Consider the following 18,032-nt stretch of genomic DNA (forward strand, 5'->3'; position numbering starts at 1 on the left):
GGGGCAAAATGTAAACTGGAGGTTAAGTAAAGGAAAATAGTATAGCATGTAGGAAAAATGGGTTAAAGAGAAAAGGAATAGCATGCTACTCCTTAATTTTTTTCAAATTTCGATAGAGATTGTCTTTTAATATAGCCATGAATCGGTTTTTACTATTATCAATCACTTCAAAGCCGTACTTGCGATATAAGTTGTGAGCGTCCCTTGTTTTAAGCATGAATGTTCGCACAGTTGATAGTTTTTCATAACCCATGATTACTTCCATTAACCATTTTGATAAGCCTTGTTTACGATATTCTGGGAGAATAAATACGTCTGCTAAATAAGCAAACGTGACGCCATCTGATACTACTCTTGCGAAGCCTACTTGGGTTGGATCACTTTCTTCTGGATTACCCTTGTAAACACCAAAACAGAATGAACCTTTAATAAATCGATCAATATATTCATAAGGAATTTCATTTGCCCAATATGAATCTTTGTCTAAAAAGTTATAAATAACTTCTCTGTTTAATAATTCTTTATTCGTGGATATGTAATAGCCATTTTGTTCAACTAGCATGAATTCCACTCCTTTTAAAAAAATACTGAATTTTATGACTATTAAATTTTATCACAAATCACTAACAAAGGGTTATTTTTAAGTTAGGGATAGAAGACTCACATCTACTCCTTTTATTATTGAAAAAATAACTGTGTTAATTACTTTGAACATAGTTGAGGGGGTATCTCGGTGGTGTTTTTCTTTTTAAATAATTTTATGTGGCCATTTTTATAGATTTTAGCGTAATTCAAGACTATTTTTGTTCATAGGAGAAAGAATTTAGAATAAACTTGCTAGTTTTCTAAATAAATGGGTCAATTTTTTACTATTATTAAGTTAAAATACTCCAACCGGTATGGGTAATTTCTCATTTTATTTGTGATAGCAACGGATTTAATTGCGGTTTTGGTAATTTTAATTGCGGTTTTGGTAATTTTAATTGCGGTTTTGGTAATTTTAATTGCGGTTTTGGTAATTTTATTTGCAGTTTTACTTATTTTAATTGCAGATTCCCTATTTTTATTTGCACCTTGACTTTATTTGCAGTTCCCCTATTTTTTTTGCATCTAGAATTTTTTTTGCACCTCGCACAACGATTTTTATTTTCACATTATACAAAAGATCATAAAAAAAGAGGTCGCCCTTAAGACAACCTCTTTCATTTATAAATTAATATACGTTCGTATTTTCTTTTGTTGTATTTTCTAGGATTTCTTTTACTCTTCCTAAGAATTTACCACAAATGAAGCCGTCTAGTACACGGTGATCAAGTGATAAGCATAGGTTAACCATATCGCGAACACCAATCATTCCGTTTACAACAGCTGGACGTTTTACGATGCTTTCAATTTGTAAAATTGCAGCTTGTGGGTAGTTAATGATACCCGCACTTTGAACACTACCAAATGATCCAGTGTTATTTACTGTGAATGTGCCACCTTGCATTTCGTCTGATTTTAATTTACCAGTACGAACTTTTGTAGCTAATTCAGTAATTTCACGTGCGATACCTTTGATTGTTTTCTCATCAGCATTTTTAATAACTGGAACAAATAATGCATCGTCTGTTGCAACAGCGATCGATAAGTTAATATCTTTCTTTTGGATGATTTTGTCTCCAGCCCACATTGAATTAATCATTGGGTATTCTTTAAGTGCTTGCGCTACAGCTTTAACAAAGAATGCGAAGAATGTTAAAGAGAAACCTTCTTTTTTCTTGAAAGAATCTTTAAGGCTGTTTCTGTAATTAACTAAGTTTGTAACATCTACTTCAATCATCATCCAAGCATGTGGAGCTTCATGTTTACTACGTAACATATTTGAAGCAATTGCTTTACGTACACCTGTAACTGGAATTTCAATATCACCAACTGCTGTTGGGATAACAGGTGCAGGTGCTGCAGCAGGTGCTTTAGCTACTTGAGCAGCAGGAGCAGTTTGTGCTACAACTGGTTGAGTAGGAGCTTCAACTGCAACAGGTGCTGGTGCCGCTTGAGGTACACCATTTGCGATTGCATTTAAAACGTCTTTTCGAGTAACTCGACCATTATTTCCTGAACCAGGAATTAATGAAAGATCAAGATTATTTTCTTGTGCTAAACGAAGTACAGCTGGAGAATAACGTACTTTACCAGACTCATCAGTTTTAGCAATAGTTTGAACCGGTGCAGCAGCTACAGGAGTTTGTGCTGGTGCTACAGGTGCAGCTTTTTCAACTGGTTTAGTTTCTTCGATTGTAGTAGCAGCTACTTCACCAGCAGCTCCTTCAACTTCAATCGTACAAATGATTTCACCAACAGCTAAAGTTTCCCCTTCATTTGCGATTAATTCTTTAATCACACCAGAAAATGAAGATGGTACTTCAGCATTAACTTTATCTGTCATAACTTCTGCAAGTGGATCGTATTTATTTACACGATCTCCTACTTTTACTAACCAAGTACTGATTGTACCCTCAGTTACACTTTCACCTAATTGAGGCATTTTAATATTTTCGATCATCATTATGTCCCCCTTTTTCAAACAGTGCCATTAAAATGCTGCAAGTTCTCTAGCCGCTTTTTCTACTTTATCTGGATTAACCATGAAGAATTTTTCCATTGTAGGAGAATAAGGCATTGCCGGAACATCAGGGCCAGCAAGGCGTGCGATTGGCGCATCTAATTCAAATAAGCAATTTTCAGCAATAATAGCTGCAACTTCACTCATGATACTTCCTTCTTTATTATCTTCAGTTACTAATAAAACTTTTCCTGTTTTAGAAGCAGCTTCGATAATAGATTCTTTATCTAATGGATAAATTGTACGTAAGTCTAAAACATGTACAGAAATACCATCTTGAGCTAATTTTTCAGCAGCTTGAAGAGCAAAATGTACACATAGTCCGTAAGTGATGATTGTGATATCTTCACCTTCACGTTTTACATCAGCTTTCCCAATTGGAAGTACATAATCAGTTTCAGGTACTTCACCTTTAATTAAACGATAAGCACGTTTATGCTCAAAGAAAATTACTGGGTCATTATCACGAATTGCTGCTTTTAATAAACCTTTTACATCATAAGGTGTAGATGGCATTACAATTTTTAATCCTGGTTGACCTGCAAATACCTTCTCAACAGATTGAGAGTGATAAAGTGCACCGTGTACACCGCCTCCATAAGGAGCACGAATCGTAATAGGACAAGTCCAGTCATTGTTTGAACGATAACGAATTCTTGAAGCCTCAGAAATAATTTGGTTTACTGCAGGCATAATGAAATCAGCAAATTGCATTTCAGCTACTGGTCTAAGTCCGTACATTGCAGCACCAATACCAACACCCGCAATTGCAGATTCTGCTAGTGGTGTATCTAATACACGATCCTCACCAAATTGATCATATAGACCATGAGTAGCTTTAAATACTCCACCTTTTAATCCAACGTCTTCCCCTAATACAAATACCTTTGGATCGCGTTCCATTTCCTCTTTTAACGCTAAAGTTACTGCATCTATATAAGACATTACTGCCATATTGTCCTACCCCCTCTTATTCTTCGTAAACAAACTTCAATGCATGCTCAGCTGCTGCATATGGAGCGTTTTCTGCGTAGTCAGTTGCTTCATCAACAATCGCACGAATTTTTGTATCGATTTCTTTTTCTAATTCTTCTGTTAACACACCAACTTCATGAAGGTACTTAGCAAATGTAAATAAGCAATCTTTGCTTTTTGCTTCTTCTACTTCTTCACGAGAACGGTAGATACGATCATCATCATCACTAGAGTGAGCAGTTAATCGATAAGATACAGCTTCGATTAATGTTGGACCTTCTCCACGACGAGCACGGTCAACTGCTTCTTTTGTTACACGATAAACTTCTAAAGGATCATTTCCATCAACAGTGAAACCAGGCATGCCGTATCCAATTGCACGATCAGATACTTTTTCACACGCTAATTGCTTCTCAATCGGTACTGAGATCGCATATTTGTTATTTTCACACATGAAAATTACTGGTAACTTATGTACACCAGCAAAGTTTGCGCCTTCATGGAAATCACCTTGGTTAGAAGAACCTTCACCAAATGAAACCCAAGAGACAATATCTTTACCTTCCATTTTTGCAGCTAGAGATACACCTACAGCGTGAGGTACTTGAGTTGTAACTGGAGATGAACCAGTAACGATACGATTTTTCTTTTGACCAAAATGACCTGGCATTTGACGTCCACCAGAGTTTGGATCTTCTGCTTTTGCAAAACCAGAAAGCATTAATTCTTTTGCTGTCATTCCAAATTGTAAAACTACACCCATATCACGGTAATATGGTAATACGTAATCTTTTGTATTGTCTAATGCATACGCTGATCCAACTTGAGCTGCTTCTTGACCTTGACAAGAAATAACGAACGGAATTTTACCAGCACGATTTAATAACCACATACGCTCATCAATACGACGTGCCATTAGCATTGTTTCATACATACTAAGAACGTCATCATTTGATAGACCAAGCTGTTCATGACGGTTTGAAGTTGTAACCTTTTCCATAAATATCCCCCTTTTACCACATACATGTGTGGAAGCGTTTTAAATCATTATAGTGATGAAATGTAGAGATTTGCTCTCTACATTTCAATTTTTTAAATTAAGAGTGAATTGCTAATCCTTCTACAGCAAGTGCTGCTTCACCAATAGCTTCAGATAATGAAGGATGTGGATGAATTGTATGAGAAATTTCCCATGCAGTTGCATCTAATACTCGTGCTAAACCTGCTTCTGAGATCATATCCGTTACATGAGGTCCAATCATATGAACACCAAGAAGATCATTGGTCTCTTCATCAACAATTATTTTAACAAATCCATCTTGCTCACCGTAAACTAAAGCTTTACCAATTGCACGGAATGAGAATTTTCCTTTTTTAACTTTATAACCTTTTTCTTTTGCTTCACGCTCAGTTAAGCCAACAGATGCAACTTCTGGATTACTATAAACACACTTACTAACCATTGTTGGATCTAATGGAAGAGGTGAATTTCCTACAATATGCTCAACTGCAATTGTACCTTCTCTTGAAGCAACATGTGCTAATTGTAAACCACCAATAACATCACCAATCGCATAAATATGTGATTCTTTAGTTTGGTAATTGGCATTTGTTTGGATAAAACCATTTTCAACTACGATGTCAGTATTTTCTAATCCGATTCCTTCAACATTCGCTTGACGGCCAACAGATACTAACATTTTTTCAGCAGTGAAAGATTTCTCAGTATCTTTATGAAGCGCATTAATTCTAACGCCATTATCGATTACTAAAGTTTCAGCTAAAACTTTTGCATCAGTAACTAATTTAATCCCTTTTTTCTTTAATAATCTAGTCATTTCTTTAGAAATTTCTTCGTCTTCTAAAGGTAAAATAGTTTTACTGTACTCGATTACTGTTACTTCAACACCAAAATCTGCTAACATTGAAGCCCACTCAATACCGATTACACCGCCACCAACGATAATAATTGACTCAGGAAGTGTCTCCATTTTTAACGCCTCGTCAGATGACATTACATGCTCACCATCAATAGTTAATCCAGGTAAAGACTTTGGTCTTGAACCAGTTGCAACTAATACGTTCTTTGGAATTAGCATTTCGTTCTCGCTACCATCATTCATTTCTACTGAAATTGTTCCTGGCATTGGAGAAAAGATTGAAGGTCCTAAAATACGTCCTAAACCATTGTATACATCAATTTTCCCTTGTTTCATTAAGTGTTCAACACCTTTATGAAGCCCGGCAACGATATTTTCTTTTCTTTGTTGTACTTTGCTAAAGTTTAATGTTACGCCTGATGTTTCAACACCAAACTCTTCACTTTTCTTAGCAGTTGAAAAAACTTCTGCACTACGTAATAATGCTTTACTTGGGATACAGCCTGCATGTAAGCAAGTTCCACCAAGTTTGTTTTTTTCTACTACCGCTACTTTTAATCCTAATTGAGAAGCACGAATAGCAGCTACATAGCCGCCTGTACCGCCACCGAGTACGACTAAATCATATTCTGTTGCCATGATGAAATTCTCCTCACATTTATACTAAAGATTTAACTGCAAATTCTCCAGGATAGATTTTTGCTTCTTCTTCTTCTCGAAGTACGCGAAGTGCACCTTCACAAAGAGCTTGAAGTTCATTTTCACCTGGTAAAACAATTACACGTGCCATAAACTTAACTCTTTTAGTTATTTCATTAACAATAAAATCACTATAAGCAATTCCACCTGTTAATATAATTGCATCAATATTACCTTCAAGAACAGCTGCCGCACTTCCAATTTCTTTTGCGACTTGGTAAGCCATTGCTTCATATACTAATGCAGCTTTTTCGTCACCATCTTCAATCATGTTTTCAACTTTAATTGCATCAGCTGTTCCAAGATAACTAACTAAACCACCTTGACCAACCATCATTTTTTGTACTTCGTTAACATAGTAGTCACCAGAGTAACAAAGTTTTATTAGATCACCAATTGGTACAGTTCCTGCTCGCTCTGGACTAAAAGGTCCTTCACCATCTAAACCGTTATTTACGTCAATTACGCGTCCTTTTTTATGAGCACCAACACTCACACCTCCACCCATATGGGCGATAATAAGGTTTAAATCGTTATATGACTGTTCTAACTGTTTTGATACTTTTCGTGCGACAGCTTTTTGGTTTAAAGCATGGAAAACACTTCTTCTTTCCATAAGTGATTGTCCGCTGATTCTTGCAACTGGATGTAATTCATCTACAACTACTGGATCAACGATAAATGCTGGAATGTTTAATCCTTGTGCAATCTCATTAGCAATAATTCCACCAAGATTTGAAGCATGCTGACCACTATAACCAATTTTCAAATCTTCTAACATGATTTCATTTACTGCATAAGTTCCACCTTCGATTGGTCTTAGCAGTCCACCTCGACCACATACAGCACTTAATTTAGAAATGTTAATGCCTTCTTTGTGTAATACCTCTAAAATAACATTTTTTCTAAATTCATATTGATCAATTATTGTTTTGTATTTATTTAATTCTTCATCGTCATGGCGTATTGTTTGTTCAAAAATTGGTTTTTCATCATCAAATACACCAACCTTTGTGGATGTGCTGCCAGGATTAATTACTAAAATACGATGCATTGTCAACACTCTCCCTTCTAAGTTTACCTTACCTTTATAACTAGAAAGAAAGAGGTACTATTACTTCCCTCTTTCTTTCCACCTAAAAAATAAAGGAATTTTAATTAAATTTTATTTGGTCAATTATCTTCTGCTTAAGATGTTGTGACCATTTGATAAGAATTGGCTACGAGATTTAGCCATTGTAGCAATACGCTCTTCAGCTAAACGGTCTGCAGCTAAATAAGTTGGAATACCGTCACGTTTTGAAATTTCAATAACTTTTGCAATGTTATCGTATAAGCCTTCAACTTTTTTCATTGCACGGTCATAGTTGTATCCGTATAACTCATCAGCAACGTTAATTACTCCACCAGAATTGATTACATAGTCAGGAGCATAAACGATACCTAATTCATGGATTAAATCACCATGACGAGTTTCTTTTAATTGGTTATTTGCAGAACCTGCAATAACTCTTGCTTTTAATTGTGGGATTGTTTTATCGTTAATTGTTGCACCTAAAGCACATGGTGCATAAATATCACATTCTACTCCGTAAATATCATCTGGATCTACTGCTGTAGCACCAAATGCTTCTACTGCACGTTGTACAGCTTCTTTATTAATATCCGTTACGATTAATTGAGCACCTTCTTCATGTAAGTACTCGCAAAGGCTGTAAGCAACATTACCAACACCTTGGATTGCAATTTTTTTACCTTCTAAGCTGTCAGTTCCAAATGCTTCTTTTGCAGCAGCTTTCATACCACGGTAAACACCAAATGCAGTAACTGGAGATGGATTACCTGAAGAACCGAATGATGGTGAGATACCAGTTACATAATCAGTTTCTTCGTGGATTAAATCCATATCTGCAACAGTAGTACCTACGTCCTCAGCAGTAATGTATCGACCATTTAAGCCTTGGATATAACGACCAAATGCACGGAACATTGCTTCGTTTTTATCTTTACGTGGATCACCGATGATTACAGTTTTTCCTCCACCTAAGTTTAAGCCAGCAGCAGCATTTTTATAAGTCATACCTTTTGCTAAACGTAGAGCATCTTCAATTGCAGCTTCTTCTGATTCGTAAGTCCACATTCTTGTTCCACCTAAAGCTGGACCTAATGTAGTATCGTGGATCGCAATAATTGCTTTTAATCCTGATTCTTTATCTTGGCAGAAAACAACTTGCTCATAGTCATAAGTTTCTAAGTATTTGAAGATTTCCATGTAATAACAGCTCCCTTAAAATGTGTAAGTTTAGTTTTTAGAATTACATATAGCTAATGCTAATGAATATAATTTTGTCATTGCAGAGTCAGAACGCGATGTTAAAACAATCGGTGCCTTTGCTCCAGCAATAAGTGCAGCCACTTCTGAGTTAGCCATAAAGACTAAAGATTTATATAAAATATTTCCAGTTTCTATTGTAGGTACTAATAAAATATCAGCTTGCCCAGCAACTTCTCCAGTTAAGCCTTTATGTTTAGCTGCTTCAACAGAAATGGCATTATCAAGCGCTAATGGTCCATCAACAATACAATTTTTAATTTGTCCTCTTGTATTCATGACAGTTAGTGTTGCTGCATCTAGTGTTGCTTGCATTGCAGGATTTACTACTTCAACAGCTGCCAGTACAGCAACTTTAGGGGTTTCTATTCCTACTTTCCTTGCAATTTCAACACTGTTTTCAATAATTTTCACCTTTTGATCTAACGTAGGTGCTATGTTCATCGCAGCATCTGTTACGATTACTGCATTTTCTCTACCTGGTACGTCGAATATTGCAACATGTGATAAAACACTTTTATCTCTTAAACCATATTCTTTGTTCAATACTTCTTTTAGAAGAACTGAAGATGAAAGATTACCTTTCATTACAATTGAAGCTTCACCAGAGCGAACAGCTACAACTGCATTTTTAGCAGCCTCTTTGTTTGAATGAGAATGAACAATTTTTAGTCTTTCTGCAAATTGTTCGTTTTTTAATAATTCTTCATACATTTCATAGATCGCTTGCTCGTTTCCGAAAAGTAAAAAGTTTGCTAAATCATTGTCTAATGCAAATGAAACTGCTTCTTTTACTTCGAAGTCCTCAGCAATAGCTACAGCAACAGTTTGCCTAGAATGATTTTTCGCACGTAACATTATATCTGTTAAATTCATTGAAAGCCCTTCCTTTCATCCCCCTGCACTATATAAAGCAATTTGCGTGCCAACTTTTAAAAAAGGATAAAACTATTTTAAAAATAGTTGAAAAGCCTTACATTACCAACAATCTAGTACCAGGTACTAGTAACACCAATAAATCTATTCTACAACAATATTTTGAAAAATGACAGTAATTGTATGCAAAAATATTCATAGCACGCAAATTATTGCGTGCTATTTTTTGCAGTGTGGTATTTTTCCAATTTATAATATAAATTCCTTACTGATATTCCAAGCTCTTTTGCTGACCTTGTTTTATTGCCATTATTTTTCATTAATATCTTTTCAATAATTTCACCTTCATAATTGGTAACCATTTCATCAAGGGAGCTTATCTCTTCAGTATGAACTTCGTTATGATGAACAGATTGTTCTTGCTTAACTTGCACAATCGCTGATAAATGTTCGGGTAGGATTTGTTTTTCATTAAATTTCATAAATATAACAGCTCTTCCTAGCACATTTTCTAATTCCCTAACATTACCAGGCCAATTGTAACTTTTTAATTTATTTAAAGCTGATAATGAGATTCCCTCAACATTTCGACCGTAGTCTTGATTGATTTTTGCTAATAATCTTTCGCCAATCGGTAAAATATCTTCAATTCGATCCTTTAGTGCAGGAATTATAATAGGAAGTTTATTTAATCGATAATAAAGATCTTCTCGAAACTTTCCTTCAATGATTGCTTCCTCCAGGTGAACATTCGTCGCAGCAATCACTCGCACATTTATAGGAATAGACTTTGTCCCACCAACGCGTCTTATTTCTTTCTCTTGTAGGACCCTTAATAGTTTGGCTTGCATTGCAGGTGATAATTCTCCAATTTCATCTAAGAAAATACTACCATTATTAGCTTCCTCAAAAAGTCCTCTTTTCCCACCACGTTTTGCACCAGAAAAAGCACCTTCTTCATAACCAAATAATTCACTTTCCAATAAAGTTTCAGAAATCGCAGCACAATTCACTCGAACGAATTTATTATATTTGCGATCGCTTTCATTATGAATCGCATGAGCAAACAATTCTTTACCTGTTCCGGATTCTCCACGAAGTAATACGGTAGCAGGAGTGCTCGCAGCTAATTTCGCCTGCATGATCGCTAATTGAATACCTTCAGATTCACCTGCAATATCCTCGAAAGAGTACTTTGCCTCTAATGTTCTAATAATTTGGCGTGCTCTATGTAGCTCATTTGTTAACTGTGAAATTTCAGATACATCATGGATTACTCCAACACTACCTTTTAGTTTCCCGTCAACGATTACAGGGGCCACATTAACTAGGACATCACGATTTTGCTTCCCGACTTTCATTCGATGTCCACGAACTGCTTGTTTTGTTTTCAACACTTTTAAATGCACACTTTCCCCTTCAGCAATATCAATCGTTGCATGTTTACCAATAACTTGTTCACTTGATAATCCAGTCAGTCTTGTGTATGCCGGATTAATAATAATTCCATTTCCTTTTTCATCAACAACTGAAATTGCTTCATCCGAACTTTGAATGACTGCTTCAAGCATGCTATAAACTTCTTTTAAATTTGTAACCTCTTCTGCTAAATCGATTACCTCAGTATCATCTTTAAAAACAGAAATTGCACCTTCAAGTTCACCATCTTCTCGAAAGATTGGAATTCGAGTCGTAAAAATCTTACTTCCATTAATTAAAATATGCTCTTGATTAATTTCCTTCTTTTTTGTTTGAAGAACGCGGGGTAATTTACTAGTAGGGACAACATCCAATATATACCTACCAATCGCAGCATCTTTATCAGTATGTAACATTCTTTCTGCAGAGCGATTAAATAAAAGAATTTTTCCCCATTTATCAACCACAATCATCCCATCATGAGTGTTGTCCAAAATGAGTTCTTGTTGTCTTTTTTTATTATCGATTAAATTAAAAAGTGATTCTTTTTCTTGAACAAGATCAGATATCATTTTTGCAACAGAACCTGGGATTACTAAAGTATTCTTAGATTTATACTCGATTAATTCCTGGTAAATGGTTTCATCTCCAGTGGTATTTATGACAACATCAATCTCTTCGTTTAAATTAGACTTCCAATCCTTTAGTATTGGAATGTGTAAGCTTTTAGCAAATTCTAAACCTTTAGCCTCTTTTATCATATCTACTACTGCAACAACATGAAATAAATCAGAATGTGATAGAAGCTTTAATACAGCTGTGCCTCCTGTTCCCATTCCAACGATCATTACGTTTTGTTTCATCTTAGTTCACCTACTAATTTCAACAAATTATTAAACACATTAGACTATTATATATATAAAGTCATTCTTTCGTCTATTTCAAATGTTTTATAAGTCTTGACAACACTATCCTTGTATAAGATTATGAAGAAAGAGAATTACGTAAATTTATTGTTACTTTTATCGGAGGAATTAATAAACATGAAAGAATCATTTACACGTATGTTAGCATTCGTTGTGATTGTTGTACCAATAGCTTTAGCAGTTATCGGAATTAAATTACTTCGTGATACGGTATTTCTAATCCATTCTTTTGGCATTCCAAATCTTCCATTACAATTATTAATCGGGCTTGTATCATTAGGAGTCGGTTTTTATTTAGTCGGAAGCTTTGTATTATTTAGAGATCGTAAACGAAACAAAGTTCAAGGCAGATTTTTAAAAAGATAATTTTTGTCGGAGTATAACTTAGGTCTCATTAAAACCAAAAGATAAATAACAAAACAAAAAAAGTGCTGATGAGAGCACTTTTTTTATTTACTAAGAAGTTGACTTCTAACTTGGAAAGCTAGTTCTGGATAGTCAGTAATAATCGCTGTACAATTGACTTCAAATAATCGTTTCATAACAGCTGGTTCATTAATTGTATATGGTCTTACGGCTATGTGATGTTCAATAGTTTCTTCGATTTGTTCATCAGTAATAATGCGATAATTAGGATGAATTGCCTTTGCTTTATAATCTTCAGCAATCTTCCACGGTTCTTTACTTCTTCTATTAAATAGAACTGCTGTTTCAATATCCGGTGCCATTAAGTGGAACTTAAGCATACTTTTATGATTAAAGGAAGATAAAACGATTCTTTTTTCAAATTCATATGAACGGATTAAATTTATTACTCGTTCCTCAAGTCCATGGTATTCAATTTTATCATTTTTTAATTCAACATTGATACTAAAGTTATTTCCTTTTGCCCATTCAAATACTTCTTTTAAGGTTGGAATTGTGCACCCCTTGAATTGGCGTTTAAATCGATAACTTGCATCAAATTGCTTTAATTCAGCTAAAGTATAGTCTTTAACAAAACCCTTACCATTCGTTGTACGATTTATTGTTTCATCATGAATAACAACGATTTCACCATCTTTTGATAAGTGTACATCTAACTCTATGCCGTCTGCTCCTAAATCTTCACATGCCATAAAAGAAACCATTGTATTTTCTGGGTAGGTTCCTGCAGCACCTCGATGACCAATAATATCAACCACTCAAATTCCCCCCTTGTTGAGAAAATATGTACTTTCTTCTTTTTCTTATTGTATACTAATTTTACGAAACTAAGGAGGATTATTATGCGACCATTGCAAATTTCGCCTGAGACTGCAATTTTACTTTCTAAGAAATTAAACGTTCCTTTAGAACAAATTATGCATATGCCACAGCATATATTAATGAAAAAGTTGATGGAATTGGATTTGTCTAAAGGCGAAGAAGCTTCAGAGGATCACGAATCTAAATAGTATATCAGTGTTAATAAAGAAGGCAGAAGTAGTTTTTCTACTTCTTTTTTTATGCACCTTTTTTATTAATTCTAATCTTAAATTACATTTTTATGTAAAATTGTACAAATAATTAACAATTATGAGCTAATTTTAATTTAAACTTCCTTTCATATTAATTAGTTTTCAAGTAAAATGTAATGTATTGTGTATATTTTATAACGAATAGTATTTATGGAGGTATTTTTAAATGTTACCTGATTGGTTAATTGGTTTGATCATGGGGATGGTAGAAGGATTAACTGAATTTTTACCGGTTTCTTCTACTGGTCATATGATTTTAGTTGCTGATTTATTAAATTTCACAGGTGAGAAGGCTTCATTTTTTGAAGTAATTGTTCAACTTGGTTCAATTCTAGCGGTAGTTGTTGTTTTTTGGAAACGACTTTGGTCAGTATTAGGAGTTAAATCAGATGGTTATAGACAAACAAACCTCAACTTAATTCATATTATTATCGGTGCTATTCCAGCCGGGATTGTAGGGCTAATATTCCATGATTTCATTAAAGATGTTTTATTCTCACCTAAAACGGTTGTAATCGGATTAGTAGCTGGCGGTATTTTATTAATTGTTGCTGAAAAAGTCTCTAAACAACCTAAATCATCTGATTTAGATCACATCTCATATAAACAAGCTTTTATTATTGGTTGCTTCCAAATGCTAGCTTTATGGCCGGGATTTTCACGATCAGGCTCTACTATTGCTGGGGGATTATTATTTGGTTTAGATCGAAAAACTTCTGCAGAATTTACTTTTATTTTAGCAGTACCAATGATGATTGCTGCAAGTGGATTAGATTTTGTTAAAAATATCGATATTTTAAGTGCTTCAGATTTACCATTATTCGCAACTGGATTCATCACTGCATTCGTAGTTGCATTACTTGCGATCGTTTCCTTCCTAAAATTATTAGAGAAAGTAAAACTAACAGGTTTTGCAGTTTATCGTTTTATTGTAGCAATTGTTTTCACGATTGTATTTATATTTTAATTAAAAACTACGAAAAGATAGGACAACCATATTGGTAGTCCTATTTTTTTATTTCTGTATTCAACTTATCGGTTTATTTTACAAATGGAAAAGGCTATTCGTACAACGTATACGAATAGCCTTTGTAATATATATGTTAGTTTTATTTAAATTTAAAAATTGTTGTCTATTGGCGAAAGCCCTACCTCTCTTTCGCAATTCGGCTCCAGGGCCGTTCCATTAGGCAGCTTGTTTCACAACAATCTTCACTAACAGACACTACTACTAATTTTTAAATAAGGTTGAAATAGCTGACGCGTCATGGAATACGTCCAATTTTCTCCCAAATTTTCGTAGTAATAATATCGTTTTTCTAACAGTTATCAGTGGCGCAATAAGTATTATAGCATACTACAAATTATTACGCAAACTAATTTTTATAAAGTGTAAATTCAACGGTTCTAGCTTTCACTGTCTTAAAGTACAATTATTGTTTTTCAACATCAAAAGAAAACGTTTTCAATTAAATTACCAAATTTTCGTAAAAGGAGTAAAGTGATGTTGATTTCCACTACAGGATGCTCGCTTTCCATTGGGCGAGATTCTTTAGCCTCCTCGGCAAGCCTGCGGGGTCTAAGCCTTCCCGCTAATCCCATAGGAGTCGAGCACCCCTTTAGTTCCAATCAACTTACTCATAAAAATAAGTCTGCAATAAACCATAATCAAAAAGCCTTTACTTAGAGTAACCTAACCGTTGTGTATTAATCAGTTTGTAGGTCAACTAATATCGAACTTTAATTAAACCAATCAACTGAATTTGTTTTCTAAAATTTGCTCATAATATTTTTAACTTCAGAAAAAAACATTACTAGTGATTTTGAATCATAAAATTGCTTAAAATATTAACATTTAAAACCAATGATATATCATCCAAAAAATGATTATATATAAATAAGTTCAATTTAATGTCCGTTTTCCCTATTGACCATATTATATTTCAACACTAAAAAGAAAACGTTGTCTACGATAGACAACGTTTTCTTTTTACTATTATATAATTGCTAATGCGAAAAAAGTACCGAAGATCTCGTAAGAAGTTATTCGCTAAGAGAAATGTCTGTGGAATCACTGTTAGAAGTTAATCGGAATTGAATTTTTCTTTAGAAATTAATGCTAAAATAAATTAAGAAGCTTTATGTTCTAAACGTAATTTATCAGCTACCATTGCAATAAATTCTGAATTTGTTGGTTTTGCTTTTGACATTGAAATTGTATAACCGAATAATGTAGAAATACTATCGATATTGCCACGGCTCCATGCTACTTCAATCGCATGTCGAATTGCACGTTCAACTCGGCTAGCTGTTGTATTAAACTTTTTAGCGATATCTGGATATAAAACTTTTGTAATTGAACCTAAAAGCTCAATATCGTTGTATACCATCGAAATCGCTTCACGTAAATACATATATCCTTTAATATGTGCAGGTACCCCAATTTCATGGATGATACTTGTGATACTAGCATCTAAGTTACGTGGCTTGCTTTCGTAATTAGAAACTAAAGAAGGTGCATTACGTTTCGTTACCGCACTACCCTTTCCAACTACTTGACGGATATTGCTGATTAAATGCTCCATATCAAATGGTTTTAAAATAAAATATGATGCACCAAGGTCAACAGCTTTTTTAGTAACATCCTCTTGACCAAATGCTGTTAGCATAATTACGTTTGGAATTTTTTCCACTAAGCCAGCGCGTAAACGATCTAAAACCGCTAATCCATCTAAATGTGGCATAATAATATCTAAGACTAGCACATCTGGCTTTTTATCCTTCACTAGAGGCAAGCAGTCTTGTCCATTAAACGCAACACCAACCACTTCCATATCTGTTTGTGCGTTAATGTAGTTTTCTAACATAATAACAAGTTCTTTATTATCATCAACTAATAATACTTTAATTTTCTCCACGCCCGTTCCTCCCTACATCCTCTATAGTGAATTTTCATTACTTATTACCGATAATTTCGACAATAAAAATTTATTTCCTGTTTTTATTATAAATTCTGAATATTTTTATTAATATAGATAGTTTTCTTCAATTTCTTCTAGCATTCGACGATTGCGTTAAAAACTACTATGTAATAAGTCGAATTATACATATAATTCATTATATAAAAAATGAAATAGTATGTAAATTTATAATTTTTAATATAAATTTACAATTCTGTAACATCAACCGTCATATCAACCATCCTTTACATTAAATTTTTTTTAATCTTTCGTTGTTGCTAATAGTATATTACCATTTTTTCCCTATTTTGACTTATTTTTAACAAAATACACTACAAAATATTTACTGTGTTGAAACAAATGTTGAAACCAATTCATAAAGGGAAAGGGGGATTTTTGAGTATTTTTATGTGAGATCCATTTTACTTTGAAAGGATATTAAACACTTATGAGAGGTCCTGTGTAGCCCTTTAAGCCTTCTCACATGAAAAGATATGGCTTTACAGAACTCGAGCATCTGCAGTGCATTTAAACATAAAAATACACCTACATAATTAGTTAGGTGTATTTTTTAAATCAAGAAGCCTTTTTATTTTGATAATCATAAATAGGTACTTTAGCCTCATCAAGCATCCACTCAATATGAACCCCATACCCACTAGTCGAATCATTTACAAAAACATGTGTAACTGCTCCGATTAATTTTCCATTTTGAATGATCGGTGAGCCGCTCATTCCTTGTACAATCCCGCCAGTTTCTTTAAGTAAACGTTTATCAGTAACTTTTAAAATGATTCCTTTAGTAGATGGGAATTTTTGTTGAATACTGCTTACTATTTCAATGTCAAATGCTTCTACTTTATTATCATGTATTACGGTAAGTATTTTGGCAGGACCTTTTTTCACTTCATTTGATAATGCAATGGGTAAAGGTTGAGACATGATCCCGTTGTCTATTTTATTGTTAACTTTACCGAATATGCCAAATGGACTATTTGAAGTGATATTACCAATCGTTCCTCGATCTAAAGCAAAATGCGCTATTTTTTCTCCTGGTGAACCATCTGCACCTTTTTCAATTGCAGTGACTGTTGAATAGACTATATGCCCATCTTCTACTTCAATGGCTTTTCTCGTATCGCTATCAGAAATAACATGTCCAAGTGCGCCATATTTTAATGAATTAGGTTCTATGAATGTCATCGTGCCGATACCAGAAGCTGAATCTCTTATATATAATCCAATTCGATAGCTATTATGACCTTGGTCACGAATAGGTTGTAACATTTTTGTGTAATACTTACCCTCGCGTTTTACAGTGATTTTTATAGGCTTTCCATACTTTCCGGCTTTTTGAATAAACGGTAATACATCTGACATTTTTTCGATTTGTTTACCATTCATTTTTATGATCATGTCTCCAACTTTAATACCGGCAATTTCACCTGGAGACTTTTGTCCTGAACTAGTATTTACTAAATGATGTCCAACGACTAAGACACCTACTGAGTTAAGTTTTACTCCTATTGACTGTCCCCCTGGTATTATTCTTAAACTGTTTAATACTTTAACATCTACCTTTTTACTTGGTAATTCATTCATACCAAGTGCTACATTAACAATTTCTTGTTGATCCTTATTTTTAATGGTAGATGAAAACACATTATTTTGATTTATATTAAACACGCCAATACCAACTATAAATAAAAGGAGAAGAATTTTTATTATTCGATGAACATTTATATTTTTCACAAGCGAATCACTCTCCTTAGCGCCAAATTTCATTTTTTTTAATTCGTGGCTATGTAGTTAATGTTAGCTTTGCAAAAGCAAAATATGATTGTAAAAATATGATAGATTC

At 34.0% G+C, this 18,032-nt stretch carries 14 protein-coding genes and 1 pseudogene; 3 read left to right on the forward strand and 12 right to left on the reverse strand.

All coding sequences use genetic code 11. The features are described from left to right. Positions 1-85: 85 nt before the first annotated feature. The 9 genes from BED47_RS13265 to BED47_RS13305 all read right to left on the reverse strand — a co-directional run bounded on the left by BED47_RS13265 (position 86) and on the right by BED47_RS13305 (position 11,649). Positions 86-562, reverse strand: a complete 477-nt coding sequence (locus BED47_RS13265) for a GNAT family N-acetyltransferase (RefSeq protein WP_069034055.1) — start codon at positions 560-562, stop codon at positions 86-88. Between the two features lie 651 nt (positions 563-1,213). Continuing rightward, positions 1,214-2,548 (reverse strand): dihydrolipoamide acetyltransferase family protein, encoded by a 1,335-nt coding sequence (locus BED47_RS13270; RefSeq protein WP_069034056.1) that lies wholly within the window; start codon positions 2,546-2,548, stop codon positions 1,214-1,216. Positions 2,549-2,575: 27 nt separating this feature from the next. Beyond that, entirely contained in the window at positions 2,576-3,559 is a 984-nt protein-coding gene (locus BED47_RS13275; protein WP_025671106.1) for an alpha-ketoacid dehydrogenase subunit beta, read from the reverse strand. A gap of 16 nt (positions 3,560-3,575) precedes the next feature. Further along, entirely contained in the window at positions 3,576-4,580 is a 1,005-nt protein-coding gene (locus tag BED47_RS13280) for a thiamine pyrophosphate-dependent dehydrogenase E1 component subunit alpha (protein WP_069034057.1), read from the reverse strand. A 97-nt stretch (positions 4,581-4,677) separates the two neighbouring features. Next, positions 4,678-6,099 (reverse strand): dihydrolipoyl dehydrogenase, encoded by a 1,422-nt coding sequence (gene lpdA / locus BED47_RS13285; protein ID WP_069034058.1) that lies wholly within the window; start codon positions 6,097-6,099, stop codon positions 4,678-4,680. Positions 6,100-6,118: 19 nt separating this feature from the next. Beyond that, complete coding sequence (buk, locus tag BED47_RS13290) at positions 6,119-7,219, reverse strand: butyrate kinase (RefSeq protein ID WP_069034059.1); 1,101 nt, start codon at positions 7,217-7,219, stop codon at positions 6,119-6,121. A gap of 117 nt (positions 7,220-7,336) precedes the next feature. Further along, positions 7,337-8,431 carry a branched-chain amino acid dehydrogenase gene (gene bcd / locus BED47_RS13295; RefSeq protein WP_056475213.1) on the reverse strand — a complete coding sequence of 365 codons (1,095 nt, stop codon included), beginning with the start codon at positions 8,429-8,431 and terminating at the stop codon, positions 7,337-7,339. Positions 8,432-8,461: 30 nt separating this feature from the next. Further along, positions 8,462-9,367: a phosphate butyryltransferase gene (gene yqiS / locus BED47_RS13300; protein ID WP_069034060.1), complete on the reverse strand. Its 906-nt coding sequence runs from the start codon at positions 9,365-9,367 to the stop codon at positions 8,462-8,464. A gap of 209 nt (positions 9,368-9,576) precedes the next feature. Then, the gene (locus tag BED47_RS13305) at positions 9,577-11,649 is read right to left on the reverse strand and encodes a sigma-54 interaction domain-containing protein (protein ID WP_069034061.1); all 2,073 of its coding nucleotides are present in this window, start codon (positions 11,647-11,649) and stop codon (positions 9,577-9,579) included. 180 nt (positions 11,650-11,829) lie between these two features. Between BED47_RS13305 and BED47_RS13310 the strand changes: the two genes are divergently transcribed. Then, complete coding sequence (locus BED47_RS13310; protein ID WP_069034062.1) at positions 11,830-12,078, forward strand: DUF2627 domain-containing protein; 249 nt, start codon at positions 11,830-11,832, stop codon at positions 12,076-12,078. Positions 12,079-12,161: 83 nt separating this feature from the next. Here the strand turns inward: BED47_RS13310 and BED47_RS13315 are convergent, their stop codons facing one another. Then, a complete protein-coding gene (locus tag BED47_RS13315) occupies positions 12,162-12,896 on the reverse strand; it encodes a glycerophosphodiester phosphodiesterase (RefSeq protein ID WP_286143849.1) in 735 nt (244 codons plus the stop codon). Positions 12,897-12,980: 84 nt separating this feature from the next. Between BED47_RS13315 and BED47_RS13320 the strand changes: the two genes are divergently transcribed. Both BED47_RS13320 and bacA read left to right on the forward strand, forming a co-directional pair. Continuing rightward, the gene (locus tag BED47_RS13320; RefSeq protein WP_069034063.1) at positions 12,981-13,148 is read left to right on the forward strand and encodes a YycC family protein; all 168 of its coding nucleotides are present in this window, start codon (positions 12,981-12,983) and stop codon (positions 13,146-13,148) included. Positions 13,149-13,377: 229 nt separating this feature from the next. Beyond that, positions 13,378-14,178: an undecaprenyl-diphosphate phosphatase gene (bacA, locus tag BED47_RS13325; RefSeq protein WP_069034064.1), complete on the forward strand. Its 801-nt coding sequence runs from the start codon at positions 13,378-13,380 to the stop codon at positions 14,176-14,178. A gap of 1,162 nt (positions 14,179-15,340) precedes the next feature. On the opposite strand, the gene spo0A is transcribed toward bacA, so the two are convergent. Beyond that, positions 15,341-16,129 (reverse strand): sporulation transcription factor Spo0A, encoded by a 789-nt coding sequence (gene spo0A, locus BED47_RS13330; protein WP_069034065.1) that lies wholly within the window; start codon positions 16,127-16,129, stop codon positions 15,341-15,343. A 618-nt stretch (positions 16,130-16,747) separates the two neighbouring features. Next, positions 16,748-17,857, reverse strand: a pseudogene (gene spoIVB / locus BED47_RS13335) (SpoIVB peptidase); the annotation flags it as partial. Positions 17,858-18,032 lie beyond the last annotated feature (175 nt).

Origin of the sequence: Gottfriedia luciferensis, assembly GCF_001712755.1 — a bacterium.
Taxonomy (GTDB): domain Bacteria; phylum Bacillota; class Bacilli; order Bacillales; family Bacillaceae_G; genus Gottfriedia; species Gottfriedia luciferensis_B.

Coding starts and splice junctions, on each gene's coding strand:
- BED47_RS13310 (WP_069034062.1), top strand. CDS start 11,830: ATGAAAGAATCATTTACACGTATGTTAGCATTCGTTGTGATTGTTGTA.
- lpdA (WP_069034058.1), bottom strand. CDS start 6,099: ATGGCAACAGAATATGATTTAGTCGTACTCGGTGGCGGTACAGGCGGC.
- BED47_RS13280 (WP_069034057.1), bottom strand. CDS start 4,580: ATGGAAAAGGTTACAACTTCAAACCGTCATGAACAGCTTGGTCTATCA.
- bacA (WP_069034064.1), top strand. CDS start 13,378: ATGTTACCTGATTGGTTAATTGGTTTGATCATGGGGATGGTAGAAGGA.
- BED47_RS13270 (WP_069034056.1), bottom strand. CDS start 2,548: ATGATGATCGAAAATATTAAAATGCCTCAATTAGGTGAAAGTGTAACT.
- BED47_RS13275 (WP_025671106.1), bottom strand. CDS start 3,559: ATGGCAGTAATGTCTTATATAGATGCAGTAACTTTAGCGTTAAAAGAG.
- BED47_RS13320 (WP_069034063.1), top strand. CDS start 12,981: ATGCGACCATTGCAAATTTCGCCTGAGACTGCAATTTTACTTTCTAAG.
- yqiS (WP_069034060.1), bottom strand. CDS start 9,367: ATGAATTTAACAGATATAATGTTACGTGCGAAAAATCATTCTAGGCAA.
- BED47_RS13305 (WP_069034061.1), bottom strand. CDS start 11,649: ATGAAACAAAACGTAATGATCGTTGGAATGGGAACAGGAGGCACAGCT.
- bcd (WP_056475213.1), bottom strand. CDS start 8,431: ATGGAAATCTTCAAATACTTAGAAACTTATGACTATGAGCAAGTTGTT.
- BED47_RS13265 (WP_069034055.1), bottom strand. CDS start 562: ATGCTAGTTGAACAAAATGGCTATTACATATCCACGAATAAAGAATTA.